This is a genomic window from Pantoea sp. CFCC18177 (assembly GCF_059412425.1).
Genome location: NZ_JBNBPL010000023.1, coordinates 20,394 through 37,198, shown reverse-complemented (window position 1 = coordinate 37,198; position 16,805 = coordinate 20,394). Strand labels below are relative to the sequence as shown.

At 53.4% G+C, this 16,805-nt stretch carries 14 protein-coding genes; all 14 read left to right on the top strand.

Annotated elements, in window-relative coordinates:
• Window positions 1-76 precede the first annotated feature (76 nt).
• The 14 genes from otsB to cheY all read left to right on the top strand — a co-directional run bounded on the left by otsB (window position 77) and on the right by cheY (window position 16,798).
• Window positions 77-865 carry a trehalose-phosphatase gene (gene otsB / locus ACPUC8_RS19935; RefSeq protein WP_494927145.1) on the top strand — a complete coding sequence of 263 codons (789 nt, stop codon included), beginning with the start codon at window positions 77-79 and terminating at the stop codon, window positions 863-865.
• On the top strand, window positions 862-2,298 hold the full coding sequence (gene otsA, locus ACPUC8_RS19930; RefSeq protein ID WP_494927144.1) for an alpha,alpha-trehalose-phosphate synthase: 1,437 nt from the start codon (window positions 862-864) through the stop codon (window positions 2,296-2,298). The genes otsB and otsA overlap by 4 nt, the downstream gene beginning before the upstream one ends.
• A 954-nt stretch (window positions 2,299-3,252) precedes the next feature.
• Window positions 3,253-3,603, top strand: coding sequence for a flagellar transcriptional regulator FlhD (flhD, locus tag ACPUC8_RS19925; RefSeq protein WP_494927143.1), 351 nt, complete (start codon window positions 3,253-3,255; stop codon window positions 3,601-3,603).
• On the top strand, window positions 3,603-4,181 hold the full coding sequence (flhC, locus tag ACPUC8_RS19920) for a flagellar transcriptional regulator FlhC (RefSeq protein WP_039333405.1): 579 nt from the start codon (window positions 3,603-3,605) through the stop codon (window positions 4,179-4,181). Before flhD ends, flhC begins: the two co-directional genes overlap by 1 nt.
• Before the next feature lie 132 nt (window positions 4,182-4,313).
• Entirely contained in the window at window positions 4,314-5,201 is an 888-nt protein-coding gene (motA, locus tag ACPUC8_RS19915; RefSeq protein ID WP_039333403.1) for a flagellar motor stator protein MotA, read from the top strand.
• Window positions 5,198-6,229, top strand: a complete 1,032-nt coding sequence (gene motB, locus ACPUC8_RS19910) for a flagellar motor protein MotB (protein WP_058972365.1) — start codon at window positions 5,198-5,200, stop codon at window positions 6,227-6,229. The genes motA and motB overlap by 4 nt, the downstream gene beginning before the upstream one ends.
• Before the next feature lie 10 nt (window positions 6,230-6,239).
• The gene (cheA, locus tag ACPUC8_RS19905) at window positions 6,240-8,207 is read left to right on the top strand and encodes a chemotaxis protein CheA (protein WP_494927172.1); all 1,968 of its coding nucleotides are present in this window, start codon (window positions 6,240-6,242) and stop codon (window positions 8,205-8,207) included.
• A gap of 22 nt (window positions 8,208-8,229) precedes the next feature.
• Window positions 8,230-8,727, top strand: a complete 498-nt coding sequence (cheW, locus tag ACPUC8_RS19900) for a chemotaxis protein CheW (RefSeq protein ID WP_039337364.1) — start codon at window positions 8,230-8,232, stop codon at window positions 8,725-8,727.
• Between the two features lie 167 nt (window positions 8,728-8,894).
• On the top strand, window positions 8,895-10,571 hold the full coding sequence (locus ACPUC8_RS19895) for a methyl-accepting chemotaxis protein (protein ID WP_494927142.1): 1,677 nt from the start codon (window positions 8,895-8,897) through the stop codon (window positions 10,569-10,571).
• 268 nt (window positions 10,572-10,839) lie between these two features.
• Window positions 10,840-12,510, top strand: a complete 1,671-nt coding sequence (locus tag ACPUC8_RS19890; RefSeq protein ID WP_494927141.1) for a methyl-accepting chemotaxis protein — start codon at window positions 10,840-10,842, stop codon at window positions 12,508-12,510.
• Window positions 12,511-12,677: 167 nt separating this feature from the next.
• Window positions 12,678-14,357, top strand: coding sequence for a methyl-accepting chemotaxis protein (locus ACPUC8_RS19885; RefSeq protein ID WP_494927140.1), 1,680 nt, complete (start codon window positions 12,678-12,680; stop codon window positions 14,355-14,357).
• A 90-nt stretch (window positions 14,358-14,447) separates the two neighbouring features.
• Window positions 14,448-15,323: a protein-glutamate O-methyltransferase CheR gene (cheR, locus tag ACPUC8_RS19880; RefSeq protein WP_494927139.1), complete on the top strand. Its 876-nt coding sequence runs from the start codon at window positions 14,448-14,450 to the stop codon at window positions 15,321-15,323.
• Window positions 15,320-16,369 carry a protein-glutamate methylesterase/protein-glutamine glutaminase gene (locus ACPUC8_RS19875; RefSeq protein ID WP_058972361.1) on the top strand — a complete coding sequence of 350 codons (1,050 nt, stop codon included), beginning with the start codon at window positions 15,320-15,322 and terminating at the stop codon, window positions 16,367-16,369. The genes cheR and ACPUC8_RS19875 overlap by 4 nt, the downstream gene beginning before the upstream one ends.
• 39 nt (window positions 16,370-16,408) lie before the next feature.
• Window positions 16,409-16,798 carry a chemotaxis response regulator CheY gene (gene cheY, locus ACPUC8_RS19870; RefSeq protein WP_007892562.1) on the top strand — a complete coding sequence of 130 codons (390 nt, stop codon included), beginning with the start codon at window positions 16,409-16,411 and terminating at the stop codon, window positions 16,796-16,798.
• Window positions 16,799-16,805 lie beyond the last annotated feature (7 nt).

Sequence of the window (16,805 nt, the reverse complement as noted above, 5' to 3'; positions counted from 1 at the left end):
CATTTCACCTTCCTGGACTGAAAAACACCCAGCCTGACTCCGAACATCCTGTTGCAGCCAAAATACAGGAGGAGACGTGACCCCTGCGGTTAACCAGAACACTATCTTACCGTCGTTAAGCGGTGGACTTTATGCCTTCTTTTTTGATGTCGACGGTACGTTGGCGGCGATTCAATCGCAGCCCGAACTCGTTTCCATTCCCGCATCAGTGCGTCAGCATCTGCAACAAATCTCCAATTTGAGCCACGGCGCGTTGGCGTTAGTTTCCGGCCGTCCCATTACGCAACTGGATGCACTGGTGGCACCACTGGAAGCACCTGCCGCCGGTGTTCACGGTGCGGAGCGGCGTGATGCCAGTGGGCGAGTGCACCGACAAACATTGCCGGGTGACATTGCACAAACGCTGCAAATCGAGTTGCAGCAGGCGCTAGATCAGTGGCCGGGTACCTTGCTGGAGGTGAAAGGGATGGCGTTTGCCCTGCATTATCGCAACGCACCGGACTATGAAAAATCGATCATGCAGCTGGCGGAAGACGCCGTGACACGCTTTCCTGCACTGGCGTTACAGCCCGGCAAGTGCGTGGTGGAGTTGAAACCGCAAGGCATCGATAAAGGTGCCGCCGTGCGTGAGTTTATGCAGGAGCCACCCTTTATCGGGCGCATTCCGGTATTTGTGGGTGACGATCTGACAGACGAAAAAGGATTTATCGCAGTGAACGCCATGCAGGGCATCTCTGTCAAAGTCGGAGAAGGCGCCAGTCACGCGCGCTACCGTCTCAACAGTGTTGATGCGGTATGGCAGTGGCTGGCGCAACTATTATTACAACTAGAACATGACATCGTCGGTAAGGAGTCAAGGTTATGAGTCGTTTAGTCGTCGTATCTAACCGTATTGCCATTCCGGATGGGAGCAAAGCCAGCGCGGGGGGACTCGCAGTAGGCATTATGGATGCATTACACAATACCGGAGGCTTGTGGTTTGGCTGGAATGGGGAGATCAGTGAGTTCTCAGGGGAAGAGCAAGATGAACTTTCGCAGGTCGAACATGATGGCATTACTTATGCGTCCCTCCCGCTCAATCAAAACGATTATGATCAGTACTATTGCCAGTTTTCCAATACGGTCATCTGGCCGGCATTCCACTATCGTCTCGATTTAGTGCAATTTCAGCGTGAAGCGTGGGAGGGTTATTGCCGCGTTAATACCTTGCTGGCGCAGCGTCTGAAACCGCTGCTGCAACCCGATGACGTTTTATGGGTGCATGATTACCACCTGCTACCGTTTGCCGCAGAGCTGCGCAAACTGGGCATCAATAACCGTATCGGATTCTTTCTGCATATCCCGTTCCCGACGCCTGAAATCTTCAATGCGTTGCCGACACATCAGGAATTGTTGGAAATGCTTTGCGACTACGACTTGCTGGGTTTTCAGACAGAATCCGATCGCGTGGCTTTCCTCGACAGCTTGAGCCAGTTAACGCAGTTGCAGAATAAAGGCGAGAAGAAACACCGTGCCTTCGGCAATACCTTTATGACTGAGGTCTATCCGATTGGGATTGAGCCTGACAGCATTAAAGAGATGGCAGAAGGGCCCTTGCCGCCGAAAATGGCCGCGATGAAGCGTGAGCTGGGGGACTTACAGAATATTATTGCCAGTGAACGTCTGGATTACTCCAAGGGCTTGCCTGAGCGTTTTCAGGCTTATGAAGCGCTGCTGGAGAATTTCCCGCAGCATCGCGGCAATATCCGTTATTCGCAAATTGCGCCCACCTCACGAGGTGACGTACAGGCTTATCAGGATATTCGTCATCAATTGGAAACCGAAGCCGGGCGTATCAACGGTAAATACGGCACCCTGGGCTGGACGCCGCTCTATTACCTGAATCAGCACTTTGACCGTCGCTTGTTAATGAAAATCTTCCGCCTGACGGATGTCGGCTTGGTGACGCCATTACGTGATGGGATGAATCTGGTCGCCAAAGAGTATGTTGCGGCGCAGGATCCTGACGACCCCGGCGTACTGGTGCTGTCACGATTCGCGGGTGCGGCAAATGAGCTGACATCGGCACTTATCGTTAATCCTTACGATCGGGATGAAGTGGCAGCCGCCATGGACCGGGCATTAACGATGCCACGCACCGAGCGTATCTCGCGTTATAACGACATGATGGCAGTGCTGCGCAAGCAAGATATCACTCACTGGCGTGAGAGCTTTCTTCAGGATTTAAACACATTGCCAGTGCGCAGTGACGATCACGGAACCGCCAACAAGGTCGCCACCTTTCCAAAGTTAGCCTAATTGTCAGGTGCGCAGGGATGCGCACCGTTTCCACACCCCATTATTAATCCACGCAATCGTTTGCTTTTCATGATGCGTTAACTGCCTGACACCACAGTTAAAACGCACATTTTGGTTAAAAACCGTGCAATCAGACCCTCAAAAAGCTTTTTTTTCATCTCAACCCTAAAGATTTGGTTGGCCAGGCCGATAGTTTGGTTACATCAATACGTAAAATCCTCAATTCATTCGTTTCTCTAATGTAACGCACTGTTACATCCACTGCCGTTCACTAAACACTCCCTACAAAGACCTAACAGTTCCCATGCAGGCTGCGCTCAGTCTTCACGCTTCGCTATCGACCTCCCGTTAATGTCCTGCAGCAATATTCCCAGTAAGTGATTAATTTAAAAGCGATTAGTTTTAGGCTGAGTTGGAGTTTTATTCTGTGTTTTTTCTGATTTTTGGTTCGTTATAGCAATCTAAACACAACGTGACAGATAAAAGATCGCATTGTAATGACAATATTCCGCAGAGGCTAAAACCTTCTGTTTAGCTGTGAAATATTAGCGAAACAATTCAAATTTGCTTAAAAAACGCACAACAGAAAAGCAATCCTGAAGCTTCCAGGAAAAAATTTGCCTTAAAAGTGTGATGTAGATCACACTTTATCTAAAATTTCGCGCCACTCACGTTGTATGTAGAAATCAGACGATATAGATTTGCGTTGTTTTCGGATTAGTCTTAAAAAACTGTAAGCAGACGTCACGGAAGATGGTTACAACTCAAGAAAAGAATGGCCTGGAGTTTTGACTACTACTGATCAGTGTCCCGGCGGGAAGTGAAACAGTTCAGTACACGTTGGCTTTGCCTGATTATTTTTTGCCATCTTTAGATTTACCAACCAGCAACCCGAACCATAGAAACTTTAATTCTGTGGCCGTATATGTGTCGCGTCTATCAGGATGGAAAAAAATGGGTACATCAGAATTACTAAAACATATATATGACATCAATTTGTCATATTTGCTTCTTGCTCAGCGTTTAATTAACCAGGAAAAAGCTTCAGCAATGTTTCGTTTAGGCATCGACGAGTCGATGGCAGATGCATTGTCGCAATTAACTTTGCCGGAAATGGTGAAGTTAGCAGAAACTAATCAATTGGTTTGCCAGTTCCGCTTTACTGACCACAATCATATTAATCGTTTGACGCAAGAATCACGCGTGGATGACTTGCAGCAAATCCACACCGGTATTTTATTATCCAGCCGTTTACTGCGAAGCACGTCGAAGGATGATGCTTCTGCGAAGAAGAGGGCGGTGTAATGACCGAAAAAAGTATTGTTCAGGAAGCGCGCGATATTCAGCTGGCGATGGAGCTGATTACATTGGGCGCGAGACTGCAGATGCTGGAAAGTGAAACCCAGCTAAGCCGTGGTCGCCTGATTAAACTGTACAAAGAGCTGCGTGGTGCGCCACCACCGAAGGGTATGCTGCCATTCTCTACCGACTGGTTCATGACCTGGGAACAAAATATTCATGCATCCATGTTCTGTAATGCCTGGCAGTTTCTGTTGAAAACCGGGCTGAGCAATGGTGTTGAAGCCGTTATCAAGGCGTATCGCCTGTATCTTGAGCAATGTCCGCAATCGGACGAGGGCCCGCTGTTGGCGCTAACGCGCGCATGGACCCTGGTGCGATTCGTTGAAAGCGGCATGCTGGAACTTTCTGACTGCAAATGCTGTGGTGGAAGCTTTATTAACCACGCTCATCAGCCAGTGGGCAGCTTTGTCTGCAGCCTGTGCCAGCCGCCATCACGTGCCGTAAAAAGACGTAAACTTTCTGCAGATTCTGCCGATACCTTTCCACAACTGCTGGATGAACAGGTTAAACGCGCCGTTTAAATTTGTTCGCATCGTGGAAAACATCCAGCAGCGGTTAATCCCGCTGCTTTTTTTTTGCCCACGATCACCGAATAACACCTGCGGCTCTCTGGCTTAACTTCTACCAACACGTTACGGACGTAAGGATTTTTTGTGCTGATTATTCTGGGTTATATCGTGGTCGTCGGCTCCGTGTTGGGCGGCTATATGATGGTCGGTGGCCATTTAGGCGCACTTTACCAGCCTGCTGAACTGATCATTATCGGTGGGGCCGGTATTGGTGCCTTTTTGGTGGGTAATAATGGCAAGTCGATCAAAAAAACGTTAAAAGCGCTGCCTTTGTTAATGCGCGGCTCGAAATATAACAAATCTGTATACATGGATTTAATGGCTCTGCTTTATCGCCTGATGGCAAAATCACGCCAGCAAGGCATGTTGTCATTAGAACGTGATATTGAAGATCCCAGCCAGAGTGAAATTTTTGCTAACTATCCGCGTATTTTGGCCGATAAACAGTTGGTGGATTTTATTACCGATTATTTACGATTAATGGTCAGCGGGAATATGAATGCTTTTGAAATTGAAGCATTGATGGACGAAGAGATTGAAACCTATGAGCACGAGTGTGAAGTGCCGGCACAAAGTATCTCAGCCATGGGGGATGGATTACCGGCTTTTGGCATCGTCGCAGCCGTTATGGGCGTGGTCCATGCGCTGGCTTCCGCTGATCGTCCTGCTGCGGAATTAGGTGCGCTGGTGGCTCATGCCATGGTGGGAACGTTTCTCGGTATCTTGCTCGCTTACGGCTTTATCTCTCCACTGGCGTCGGTACTCCGTCAGAAGTGTGCTGAAACCACCAAGATGATGCAATGCGTCAAAGTGACTCTGCTTTCCAGTCTGAATGGTTATGCCCCGCAAATTGCGGTCGAATTTGGACGTAAAACGCTGTACTCCGCTGAGCGTCCTTCGTTCTCAGAACTGGAAGAGCACGTACGTAACGCCAAAAACCCAGCGAAACAGACTTCGGATCAGAACTCATGAAGGCAGGCAATCGCCCCATTGTGCTGGTTAAAAAGCGCAAACATAAAGGTCACCATGGCAGCCACGGTTCGTGGAAGATTGCCTATGCCGACTTTATGACGGCGATGATGGCGTTCTTTATGGTGATGTGGCTGCTCTCGATCTCCAGCCCAAAAGAGTTGATCCAGATAGCTGAATACTTCCGCACGCCGCTGAAAGTGGCATTAACCGGCGGGCAGCGCAGCAGCGACAGTGAAAGCCCGATTCCGGGTGGCGGTGACGACCCAACGCGTAAAGACGGTGAAGTGAAAAAAGTGGTCGATATGGATGCGCAGAAGAAGAAGCTGGAAGAGATTCGTCTGAATCGCTTGCGCGAAAAATTAGACCAACTCATCGAAGCCGACCCACGTCTGAAGGCACTGCGCCCGCATTTAATCATCAATATGGTGGAAGAGGGGCTACGCATTCAGATTATCGATAGCCAAAACCGTCCGATGTTTAAAACCGGTAGTGCGGAGGTGGAGCCTTATATGCGTGACATCTTGCGTGCTATCGCACCGGTGTTGAACGATATCCCTAACAAAATCAGCCTGGCGGGCCATACCGACGATTTCCAGTACGCTAATGGCGATCGTGGCTATAGCAACTGGGAACTGTCTGCCGATCGTGCCAATGCTTCGCGGCGTGAGTTAGTTATCGGCGGTCTGGATGGTGGAAAAATGCTGCGTGTCGTTGGCATGGCCGACACCATGAAGCTGAAAAACCGTGGTTCAAATGACGCCGTAAACCGCCGTATCAGCCTGCTGGTGTTGAACCACGACACCCAGGCTGCGATTGAAAAAGAGAACTCTGAAAGCGATGCCGCGCAGGTAACTGACCCGGCACAAATTATTCCCGACATTACCGCACCCACCGGCCCGGCAGCCTCCACTGCACCGGCAGGTTCAACCGCGAAGCCGGCAGCGCCGACCAACGTGGTGACACCTGCTCCAGCGGATAAGCCAGCGGCGAGCGCGGTGACACCAGACCAACCCTCACAGCCGAGGTGATCCCGTGAGCATGGACATCAGCGATTTTTACCAGACGTTTTTTGATGAAGCCGATGAGCTGTTAGCGGATATGGAGCAACACCTGTTGGGATTGGATCCCCAGGAGCCCGATTCCGAGCAGTTGAATGCCATCTTCCGCGCCGCCCACTCCATCAAGGGCGGAGCCGGTACATTTGGCTTTACGGTTTTACAGGAAACCACCCACATCCTGGAAAACATTCTGGATGGTGCGCGCCGCGGCGAAATGCAGCTGAGCACCGACATCATCAACCTGTTTTTGGAAACCAAAGATATTATGCAAGAACAGCTCGATGCCTATAAAACGGCGCAGGAACCGAATGCAGAAAGCTTTAAATACATCTGCGAAGCACTGCGTCAGTTGGCGCTGGAAGCCAAAGGCATAGCGCCGGAAGCACCGAAAGTGGCCGAAGTGGTGGAAATCGCCGCCCCTGTTGCAGCGGCCGGTCTGCGCTTAAAACTGGTGGATTTGAAAGAGAAAGAGCCTGAGTTGATGCTGGAAGAGCTTGGCAACTTGGGTACCGTCAGCAACGTAGTGAAGGGCGCGAACACGCTGGAAGCCACCGTTGATGGCGTGGGCAAAGATGACATCGTCGCGGTGCTGTGCTTTGTACTGGATGAAGCGCAGATTCAGTTCCCTGAGGGCGCAGTAGCAGAAGCGCCAGCCGAGGCGGAAGTGGTACCAGTGGCCGAACACACCGCCACCGTGACAGATATTACGCCGCCCGCTAAACGCGAAGCGAAACGCGCGGCCGCACCAGCAAAAGCTAGCGAATCCAGCAGCATCCGTGTTGCGGTTGAGAAGGTCGATCAGTTGATCAACCTGGTCGGCGAATTGGTTATTACCCAATCGATGCTGGCGCAGCGCTCAGGCGCACTGGACCCGGTGGCACATGGCGACCTGCTGAATAGCATGGGCCAGTTGGAGCGTAATGCCCGTGACCTGCAAGAGTCCGTGATGTCGATTCGTATGATGCCAATGGAGTATGTCTTCAGTCGCTTCCCTCGTCTGGTGCGTGACCTGGCCAGCAAATTGGGTAAAGAAGTGGAACTGACGCTGCTCGGCAGCTCCACCGAACTGGATAAGAGCCTGATTGAACGCATCATCGATCCGTTAACGCACCTGGTACGTAACAGCCTTGACCACGGCATCGAAACCCCAGAGAAACGTCTGGCTGCTAACAAAACGGGCGTCGGTAACCTGACGCTGTCAGCGGAACATCAAGGCGGCAACATCTGCATCGAAGTGATAGATGACGGTGCCGGATTGAACCGCGAGCGCATTCTGGCCAAGGCCATGTCTTCAGGCCTGCCGGTTAGCGAGAACATGAGCGATGAAGAAGTCGGCATGCTGATCTTCGCGCCAGGCTTCTCTACCGCTGAGCAGGTCACCGATGTATCCGGTCGTGGCGTGGGTATGGACGTAGTGAAGCGGAATATTCAGGAGATGGGCGGACACGTCGAGATCTCCTCGAAGCAAGGCAAAGGCACCACCATCCGCATCCTGCTGCCGCTGACGCTGGCGATTCTGGACGGCATGTCAGTCCGCGTAGCAGATGAGGTCTTCATTCTGCCGCTGAACGCCGTGATGGAATCACTGCAGCCTACCGCAGAAGAACTGAAACCGCTGGCCGGTGGCGAGCGCGTGCTGGAAGTGCGTGGTGAATATCTGCCGCTGGTTGAGCTGTGGAATGTGTTTGAAGTGCAGAACGCCAAAACCGATGCCACCCAAGGCATTGTGGTGATTCTGCAAAGCGCAGGCCGCCGTTATGCACTGCTGGTCGATCAGTTGATTGGTCAGCATCAGGTGGTGGTGAAGAACCTGGAAAGCAACTATCGCAAAGTGCCGGGCATTTCTGCTGCCACCATCCTCGGCGATGGCAGCGTGGCGCTGATTGTGGATGTCTCTGCACTGCAATCGTTAAACCGTGAAAAGCGTGTGGCCGGTGCCGCAGCGTAATAGATAATTAAAGGGCAAAAAAATGACTGACATGGCAACCGTGACCAAAATCGCTGGCGAAACCGTGGGCCAGGAATTCTTAGTTTTCACTCTGGGTGACGAAGAGTACGGCATCGATATTCTGAAAGTGCAGGAGATTCGTGGTTACGATCAGGTAACGCGCATCGCCAACACACCGGAATTCATCAAAGGCGTGACCAACCTTCGTGGCGTGATCGTGCCTATCATCGATCTGCGCGTGAAGTTTGCGCAGCAGGATGTGGAATACAACGAAAACACCGTGGTGATCGTCCTGAATCTCGAACACCGTGTGGTCGGTATCGTGGTGGATGGCGTGTCTGACGTGCTGTCTCTGACGCAGGATCAGATTCGCCCGGCACCGGAATTCGCGGTGACCATGTCCACTGAATACCTGACCGGTCTGGGTGCGCTGGGTGAGCGTATGCTGATTCTGGTCGACATTGAAAAGCTGCTGAGCAGCGAAGAGATGGCGCTGGTGGATACACTGCGTAGCGCGTAATGCCCCAAACGGGCCGCATCTCTGTGGCCCGTTATCATCACCAACCTAAATTAATTACTTGTAATTCAACAAAAAAAATCCAAAAGCCCCCGCATTTACTCTCAATATTCCTCGCCATGGGTCGATAACTGTACTGCGTCATTTTTCTTCTTTTTCCAGGGCAAACTATGTTTACAAGAATCCGTGTTGTCACCAGTTTATTGCTGGTGCTATTAGTGTTTGGTTTTCTGCAACTGGCATCCGGCTCGCTGTTTTTCAAAGCACTGAGTGATGACAAAAACAGTTTCAACGTTTCACAGCTGGCGAGTAAAAATACGGCTGCCATCAACGATGCCTACATGAGTCTCAACCAGAGCCGTGTGGTGCTAACCCGCATTCAGTTGCGTATGGCCACCAGCAAACTGAACGGTTCTGAGCCGGATATTGCTGGCCTGTATGACGACAGCAAGGCGTTTCAGAAAAGTGCAGCACATCACTATCAAGAGTTCAAAACGATTCCGGATACACCGGGACAGAATGTCGAGCTGAATCAGCATCTGGACCAGACTTACACCGCTTATGCCAGTGCACTGAGCCAGATGCAGGACGCGCTGCTGGCGAAAGATCTGGTGCTGGCGGGTAAAGTGCCGGTAGCACCAAGCCAGAGTGCCTTCCTGAAAGATTACAGCCAGTGGCGTGCCGATCAGGATCGTCTGACCGAAGCCGGTGTGCAAGCCAACGTGTCAGCTTACGAGCATATGATGTGGTTGTTGGGTGCCGTGATGGTAGTGGTGATTGCTGTGATTGCACTGTGCTGGGTAGGTTTACGCAAGGTGCTGATTAAACCGCTCAATGACAACATTCAGCATATCCAACATATTGCGCAGGGCGATCTGACGCAGACTATTGCGATAGAAGGTCGCAATGAGATGACGCAGTTAGCCACCAGTCTGCACGATATGCAGCAGTCGCTGGTGCGCACCGTCAGTAACGTGCGTGATGGTTCTGACGCCATCTTCACCGGTGCCAGTGAAATCTCAGCGGGTAACAATGACCTCTCAGCACGTACCGAAGAGCAGGCGGCATCGCTGGAGCAGACCGCTGCCAGCATGGAGCAGCTCACCGCAACGGTGAAACAGAACGCCGAAAATGCCCGACAGGCATCGCAGCTGGCACTCAGCGCGTCCGAAACGGCACAGAAGGGCGGCAATGTTGTCGCTGGTGTGGTACGCACCATGAGCGATATCGCCGGTAGCTCGAAGAAGATTGCCGATATCATCAGCGTGATTGATGGCATCGCTTTCCAGACCAATATTCTGGCGCTGAATGCGGCGGTTGAAGCGGCCCGTGCCGGTGAGCAGGGGCGTGGTTTTGCCGTGGTCGCGGGTGAAGTGCGCAGTCTGGCACAGCGCAGTGCACAAGCCGCGAAAGAGATTAAGAGCCTGATTGAGGACTCGGTGAGTCGTGTCAACAGCGGCTCTGAGCTGGTGGGCACCGCGGGTGACACCATGAGTGAAATCGTCAGTGCGGTGACGCGTGTGACCGACATTATGGGCGAGATCGCTTCTGCATCGGATGAGCAGAGTCGCGGTATTGATCAGGTCGGTCAGGCGGTCACCGAGATGGATCGCGTAACACAGCAGAATGCTTCGTTGGTGGAAGAGTCTGCCGCTGCTGCCGCCTCACTGGAAGAGCAGGCCAGCCGCCTGAGCCAGTCTGTAGCGGTATTCAAGGTTGCGCGTGCAGCACAGCCTGCAGTGGCCAGCGCAGTGGTTCGTCATCCACAGATCGCGCCACCGGTGTTGAGTGCGCCGCGTAAGGCCGTGACTGCACCTGTGAGTGACAGCAACTGGGAAACCTTCTAACCAATTGCGGGAGCGGGCGGACGGCACAAGTGCCGTACCCTCCAGACAGCAAGTTACAGCCGGGCTGAGAATGGATAACAACGATGCGCCTTTATCGCTCCCGCGGTAAAGGCGCATTTTTTTTAATGACAATTTCTTTAGTTATAAAACTCTGTAAAGAAACTTATTGGCAGAATTATATTTCGTAAAACCCGTTAAAGCCCCTCAAATTTTAACAACTGCGGTCGATAACAGCGGAAGCCGAAACGCATCATCCTTTGGAGAACCCATGTTAAAACGAATTAATGTCGTCACCAGCCTTATCACCGTCTTGCTGGTGTTTGGCGCTTTGCAGTTACTGTCGGGCGGGCTGTTCTGGTCTGCTTTACAGAAAGATAAAGAGGCGTTTGCCGTCGCGCAGACCTCCACCAATAACGTTGGCGCGATGTCCGATGCCTGGATTGAGCTCAACCAGACCCGTACCGTATTGAACCGCGCCATGCTGCGCATGCAGGGCACTATGGCGGCACAGTCCAACGGTGGCCAACTCCAGGCGCTGATTGCGCAGACGGAAAAGCAGCTCGATGTCGCCGCAGGACACTATCAGCGGTATTACGATCTGCCGGGCACGCCAGGTTTACCGGATGCGTTGCGCGACCGGCTGGAAGCGGACTACGCGGCGTTTAACGATGGCTTAAAAGCGATGCTGGAACGTCTAAAAGCCAACGACCTGCAGGGTATGTTTGATCAGAATATCGAAGCCAAACAGGTGAAGATGAAAGCGACTTATGCCGAGTGGCGCACCGCACAGAGCGCTCTGGCGGCGGAAGGCGTGGCGCAGAACCAGCGTGCCTTCCACACCATGATGTGGCTGCTGGCGTTTGTTGCACTGGTGGTGGTGTTTGTCATTGTCGGCTGCTGGTTTGGCTTGCGTAGCGTGCTGATCCAACCGCTGCATCAGCTGCTGGGGCATATTCGCCATATCGCTTCTGGCGATCTGACGCAGAACATCACAGTGGAAGGGCGCAATGAGATGAGCCAGCTGGCGGCCAGCCTGCATGAGATGCAGCAGTCGCTGGTACGAACCGTCAGCAACGTGCGTGACGGTTCCGATGCCATCTTTACCGGGGCGAGTGAAATCTCAGCGGGTAATAACGACCTCTCTGCGCGTACCGAAGAGCAAGCGGCCTCGCTGGAGCAGACGGCAGCCAGCATGGAGCAGTTGACCGCTACCGTGAAACAAAATGCGGAGAATGCCCGTCAGGCATCGCAGTTGGCACTGAGCGCTTCCGATACGGCACGTAAAGGCGGAGAAGTGGTCGATGGCGTGGTGCGTACCATGCATGACATTGCAGGCAGTTCGAAAAAAATCGCCGATATTATCAGCGTGATCGACGGTATTGCCTTCCAGACTAACATCCTGGCGCTCAACGCCGCGGTTGAAGCCGCACGTGCGGGTGAACAGGGGCGTGGATTTGCCGTGGTGGCGGGTGAAGTGCGTAATCTGGCACAGCGCAGTGCCCAGGCCGCCAAAGAGATCAAAGGATTGATTGAAGATTCGGTCAACCGCGTCAATAGCGGTTCACAGCTGGTGGGCACCGCCGGTGAAACCATGAACGATATCGTCGGGGCGGTCACTCGCGTCACCGATATCATGGGCGAGATTGCTTCAGCCTCTGATGAACAGAGCCGGGGAATCGATCAGGTCGGTCAGGCCGTCACTGAGATGGACCGCGTGACACAACAGAACGCTTCGTTGGTGGAAGAGTCCGCTGCTGCTGCGGCTTCACTGGAAGAGCAGGCCAGCCGCCTGAGCCAGTCGGTGGCGGTCTTCCGCGTGCCGCGTGCTGCGCAGGCAGAGGCGGTTGTGCGTCATCCGCAGATCGCGCCGCAAGCCGTGAAAACACCGCGTAAAGCAGTGACAGCACCGGTGAGTGACAGCCACTGGGAAACGTTTTAAGCGTTGAGGGAGGGGGGGAATCTACCCCTCTCCCGCTTATCTACCCCCTAAAGCCAATTTGTCCCGATTCCTCCCTAATTCCCGCTGGTCCAACCCGTCACATCATCCGTAAAGATCCCCCCGCGAAGGCCGATAACAGGAGCGATCCGCCAACCAATGAGGTGTTTATGTTTAGTCGTATTCGAGTCGTTTCCGGGCTGTTGTGTGTGCTGGCCTTGTTTGCCTTGCTGCAGCTGTTTTCCGGAGGGATGTTTTTTACCACGGTGAAAGCCGATAAAGAGAATTTTGCTTACAACCAGCGTCTCAGCACGCTGCAACGGGCAATGGGCACCTCTTGGGTATCACTGGTTCAGGCGCGTAACACGCTGAACCGTGCAGGGATCCGCTATCTGCTGGACAGCCAGCAGGCTGGCTCAGGCGCGACCGTGAAAGAACTGGTGGCACTGGCCAATGAGGAGTTACAAACCGCTGACAAAGGGTTTGCTGAGTTCAACGCCAACTTGTCTGAAAAAGGCAAGTCTGCCGAAAACGTGCTGACGTTACAGGCGAACTATAAAGCCTTCCGTGGTGCACTGGCTGAGCTGATTGATTTCTTGGGTGCAGGAAATTTCAAAGGTTTCGTCGACCAGCCGACGCAGGGTTTCCAGAATAAGTTTGAAACCGATTACAACGCCTGGCTGGCCCACAACATCGTACTGGCCAAGCAGGGTATCGATGCCAACGAAAGTGCTTATCAACACTCCATCATGTTGGTGCTCGGCACGTTGCTGGTGACCTTCCTGGTGATTCTGCTGGTGTGGAATGGCATGCGTAACGTGCTGATCCGTCCTCTGAAACAGAGTATTGAGCATATCCGCCATATCGCGCGTGGTGATCTCACGCAGCAGATTGATGTCAGCATGCGTAACGAGATGGGCGAATTGCTCAGCTCGCTCCAGCATATGCAGCAGGAGCTGTCTAACACCGTGCGTACCGTGCGTGATGGTTCAGACGCCATCTATACCGGCGCCAGTGAAATCGCCATGGGCAACAACGATCTCTCCTCTCGCACCGAGCAGCAGGCAGCTTCGCTTGAAGAGACTGCCGCCAGTATGGAGCAGTTAACCGCCACGGTGAAACAGAACGCCGAAAACGCCCGTCAGGCTTCACAGCTGGCGCTGACCGCCTCAGAAACGGCGCAGCACGGCGGCAAAGTGGTCGATGGCGTGGTCACCACCATGAAAGAGATCACCGGTAGCTCGAAGAAAATTGCCGACATTATCAGCGTCATTGATGGCATCGCCTTCCAGACCAATATCCTGGCGCTGAACGCCGCGGTTGAAGCCGCGCGTGCCGGTGAACAGGGCCGTGGTTTTGCGGTGGTCGCGGGCGAAGTGCGCAGCCTGGCACAACGCAGCGCCCAGGCAGCAAAAGAGATCAAAGGTCTGATTGAGGATTCGGTGAGCCGCGTGAACACCGGTTCGGTGCTGGTAGAAAGCGCCGGCGAAACCATGACCAACATCGTTAATGCCGTCACGCGTGTGACCGACATCATGGGTGAAATCGCCTCTGCGTCTGATGAGCAGAGCCGCGGGATCGACCAGGTTGGCTTAGCGGTGAACGAAATGGATCGGGTTACTCAGCAGAACGCCGCGCTGGTGGAAGAGTCCGCGACGGCAGCGGCGGCACTGGAAGATCAGGCCAGCCGACTGAAACAGTCGGTTGCCGTGTTCAATATTGGTAAAGAATTTGTCGCTCAGGCCGTTAACGTAACTACAGCGCCAAAAATTTTGCGTTCAGCCGCGCCAAAAGCGCTGGCGCAACCGGCAGGTACACGTAACGCGGACGAAAACTGGGAAACCTTTTAATCCGAGTGGCCGCCGCAAGGCGGCCCAACTGGCAGCACAGCAGTAACCGCAGTATCACAATTTAATCAGTTTGTTGCCGGGTGACCTGACATGAAGAAATCGACGTTATTGGATCAAAGTGAAGCGACAACGCTGCTCTCGCAAATGGTGCAGCGCCTGCCGCTCTCAGATACTCATTTTCGTCGTATCAGCCAGCTGATCTATCAGCGCGCAGGTATTGTGCTGGCCGATCATAAGCGGGAGATGGTTTACAACCGCTTAGTGCGCCGTTTGCGCATGCTGAATATTGATGATTTTGGTCGTTATCTGGCGTTGCTGGAGCAAGACCAGAACAGTGCTGAGTGGCAGGCGTTTATCAACGCGCTGACCACCAACCTGACCTCATTTTTCCGCGAGGCGCACCATTTCCCGATCCTCGCGGATCATGCGCGTAAGCGCAGTGGCAGTTACAGCGTGTGGAGTACCGCCGCCTCAACCGGCGAAGAGCCGTACTCCATCGCCATGACGCTGGCGGAAACGCTAGGCACCGGACCGGGTAAATTCCAGGTGCACGCCAGCGACATCGATACGCAAGTATTGGAAAAGGCCGTGGCGGGTGTCTATCGCCAGGAAGAGCTGCGCACCTTGTCGCAATCACAGCTGCAGCGCTTTTTCCTGCGCGGCACCGGGCCACATGAAGGCATGGTGCGTGTGCGCTCTGAGCTGGCTGGCATGGTGAATTACTCGCAGTTGAACCTATTGGCTAACGACTGGGCGTTGCCGGCTCCGTTCGACGCAATATTCTGTCGTAACGTGATGATCTATTTCGATAAAGAGACGCAGGAGAAAATCTTGCGCCGTTTCGTTCCCCTGCTGAAGCCGGGCGGCTTGTTGTTTGCCGGCCATTCAGAGAACTTCAGCCAGATCAGTAAAGAGTTCTGGCTGCGTGGACAGACAGTCTATGGATTGACCAAGGAAAGACGATGAGCAAAATCACCGTAATGTGCGTGGATGACTCTGCGTTAATGCGCCAGTTGATGACCGAGATCATCAATAGCCATGCCGATATGGAGATGGTCGCGACGGCACCGGACCCCCTGGTGGCGCGGGATTTAATCAAACAGTACAACCCACAGGTGCTGACGCTGGATGTGGAAATGCCGCGTATGGATGGCCTCGACTTCCTTGAGAAGCTGATGCGTCTGCGCCCGATGCCGGTGGTGATGGTCTCTTCGCTGACCGGAAAAGGTTCGGAAGTCACCCTGCGCGCACTGGAATTAGGTGCGGTGGATTTTGTCACCAAGCCGCAGTTAGGCATTCGTGAGGGCATGCTGGCCTACAGCCAGATGATCGCTGACAAAATTCGTGCCGCGGCGCGGGCGAAATTGCATGCGCGGCCTGCTACGCCAGCCCAGGTGACGCTGAAAGCCGGTCCGTTGCTGAGTAGTGAAAAACTGATTGCCATCGGATCGTCAACCGGCGGCACAGAGGCAATTCGCCATGTGCTTCAACCGCTGCCTGCCACCAGCCCAGCACTGCTGATCACGCAACATATGCCACCGGGATTCACGCGTTCCTTTGCCGAGCGTCTGAACAAGCTGTGCCAGATCACCGTAAAAGAGGCGGAAGATGGCGAGCGTATTTTGCCCGGTCACGCCTATATTGCGCCCGGTGCAATGCACATGGAGTTAGGCCGTAGTGGCGCAAACTACGTGGTGAAACTTAATGATGGACCGCCCGTGAACCGCCACAAGCCGTCAGTTGACGTGCTGTTTCGCTCGGTTGCGGTTCATGCAGGACGAAATGCAGTGGGCGTGATTCTGACCGGGATGGGGAATGACGGTGCCGCCGGGATGCTGGAAATGCATCGCGCGGGTGCCTGGACCATCGCGCAGGACGAAGCCAGCTGCGTCGTATTTGGTATGCCGCGCGAAGCAATTGCGATGGGCGGTGCCAGTGAAGTCGTCGATTTAGGACACATCAGCCAGCATATGCTGGCGAAAATTAGCGCCGGACAGGCATTGCGAATTTAACGAGCCGGTCCTGCCGGACAAGACAACACAGGAGTAGATATGGCTGATAAAAATATGCGCTTTTTGGTGGTGGATGATTTCAATACGATGCGTCGTATCGTCCGTAACCTGCTGAAAGAGCTGGGATTCAATAACGTTGAAGAAGCAGAGGACGGTGTAGATGCACTGACCAAACTGCGTGCTGGCGGCTTTGATTTTGTCGTCTCTGACTGGAATATGCCAAACATGGATGGTCTGGAACTGCTGCAGACGATTCGTGCCGATGCCGCATTGAGCAAACTGCCGGTGCTGATGGTGACGGCAGAAGCCAAGAAAGAGAACATCATCGCAGCCGCACAAGCCGGTGCCAGCGGATACGTCGTGAAGCCATTTACTGCGGCAACACTCGAAGAGAAATTGGGCAAAATTTTCGAAAAACTGGGTATGTAAGGAGATG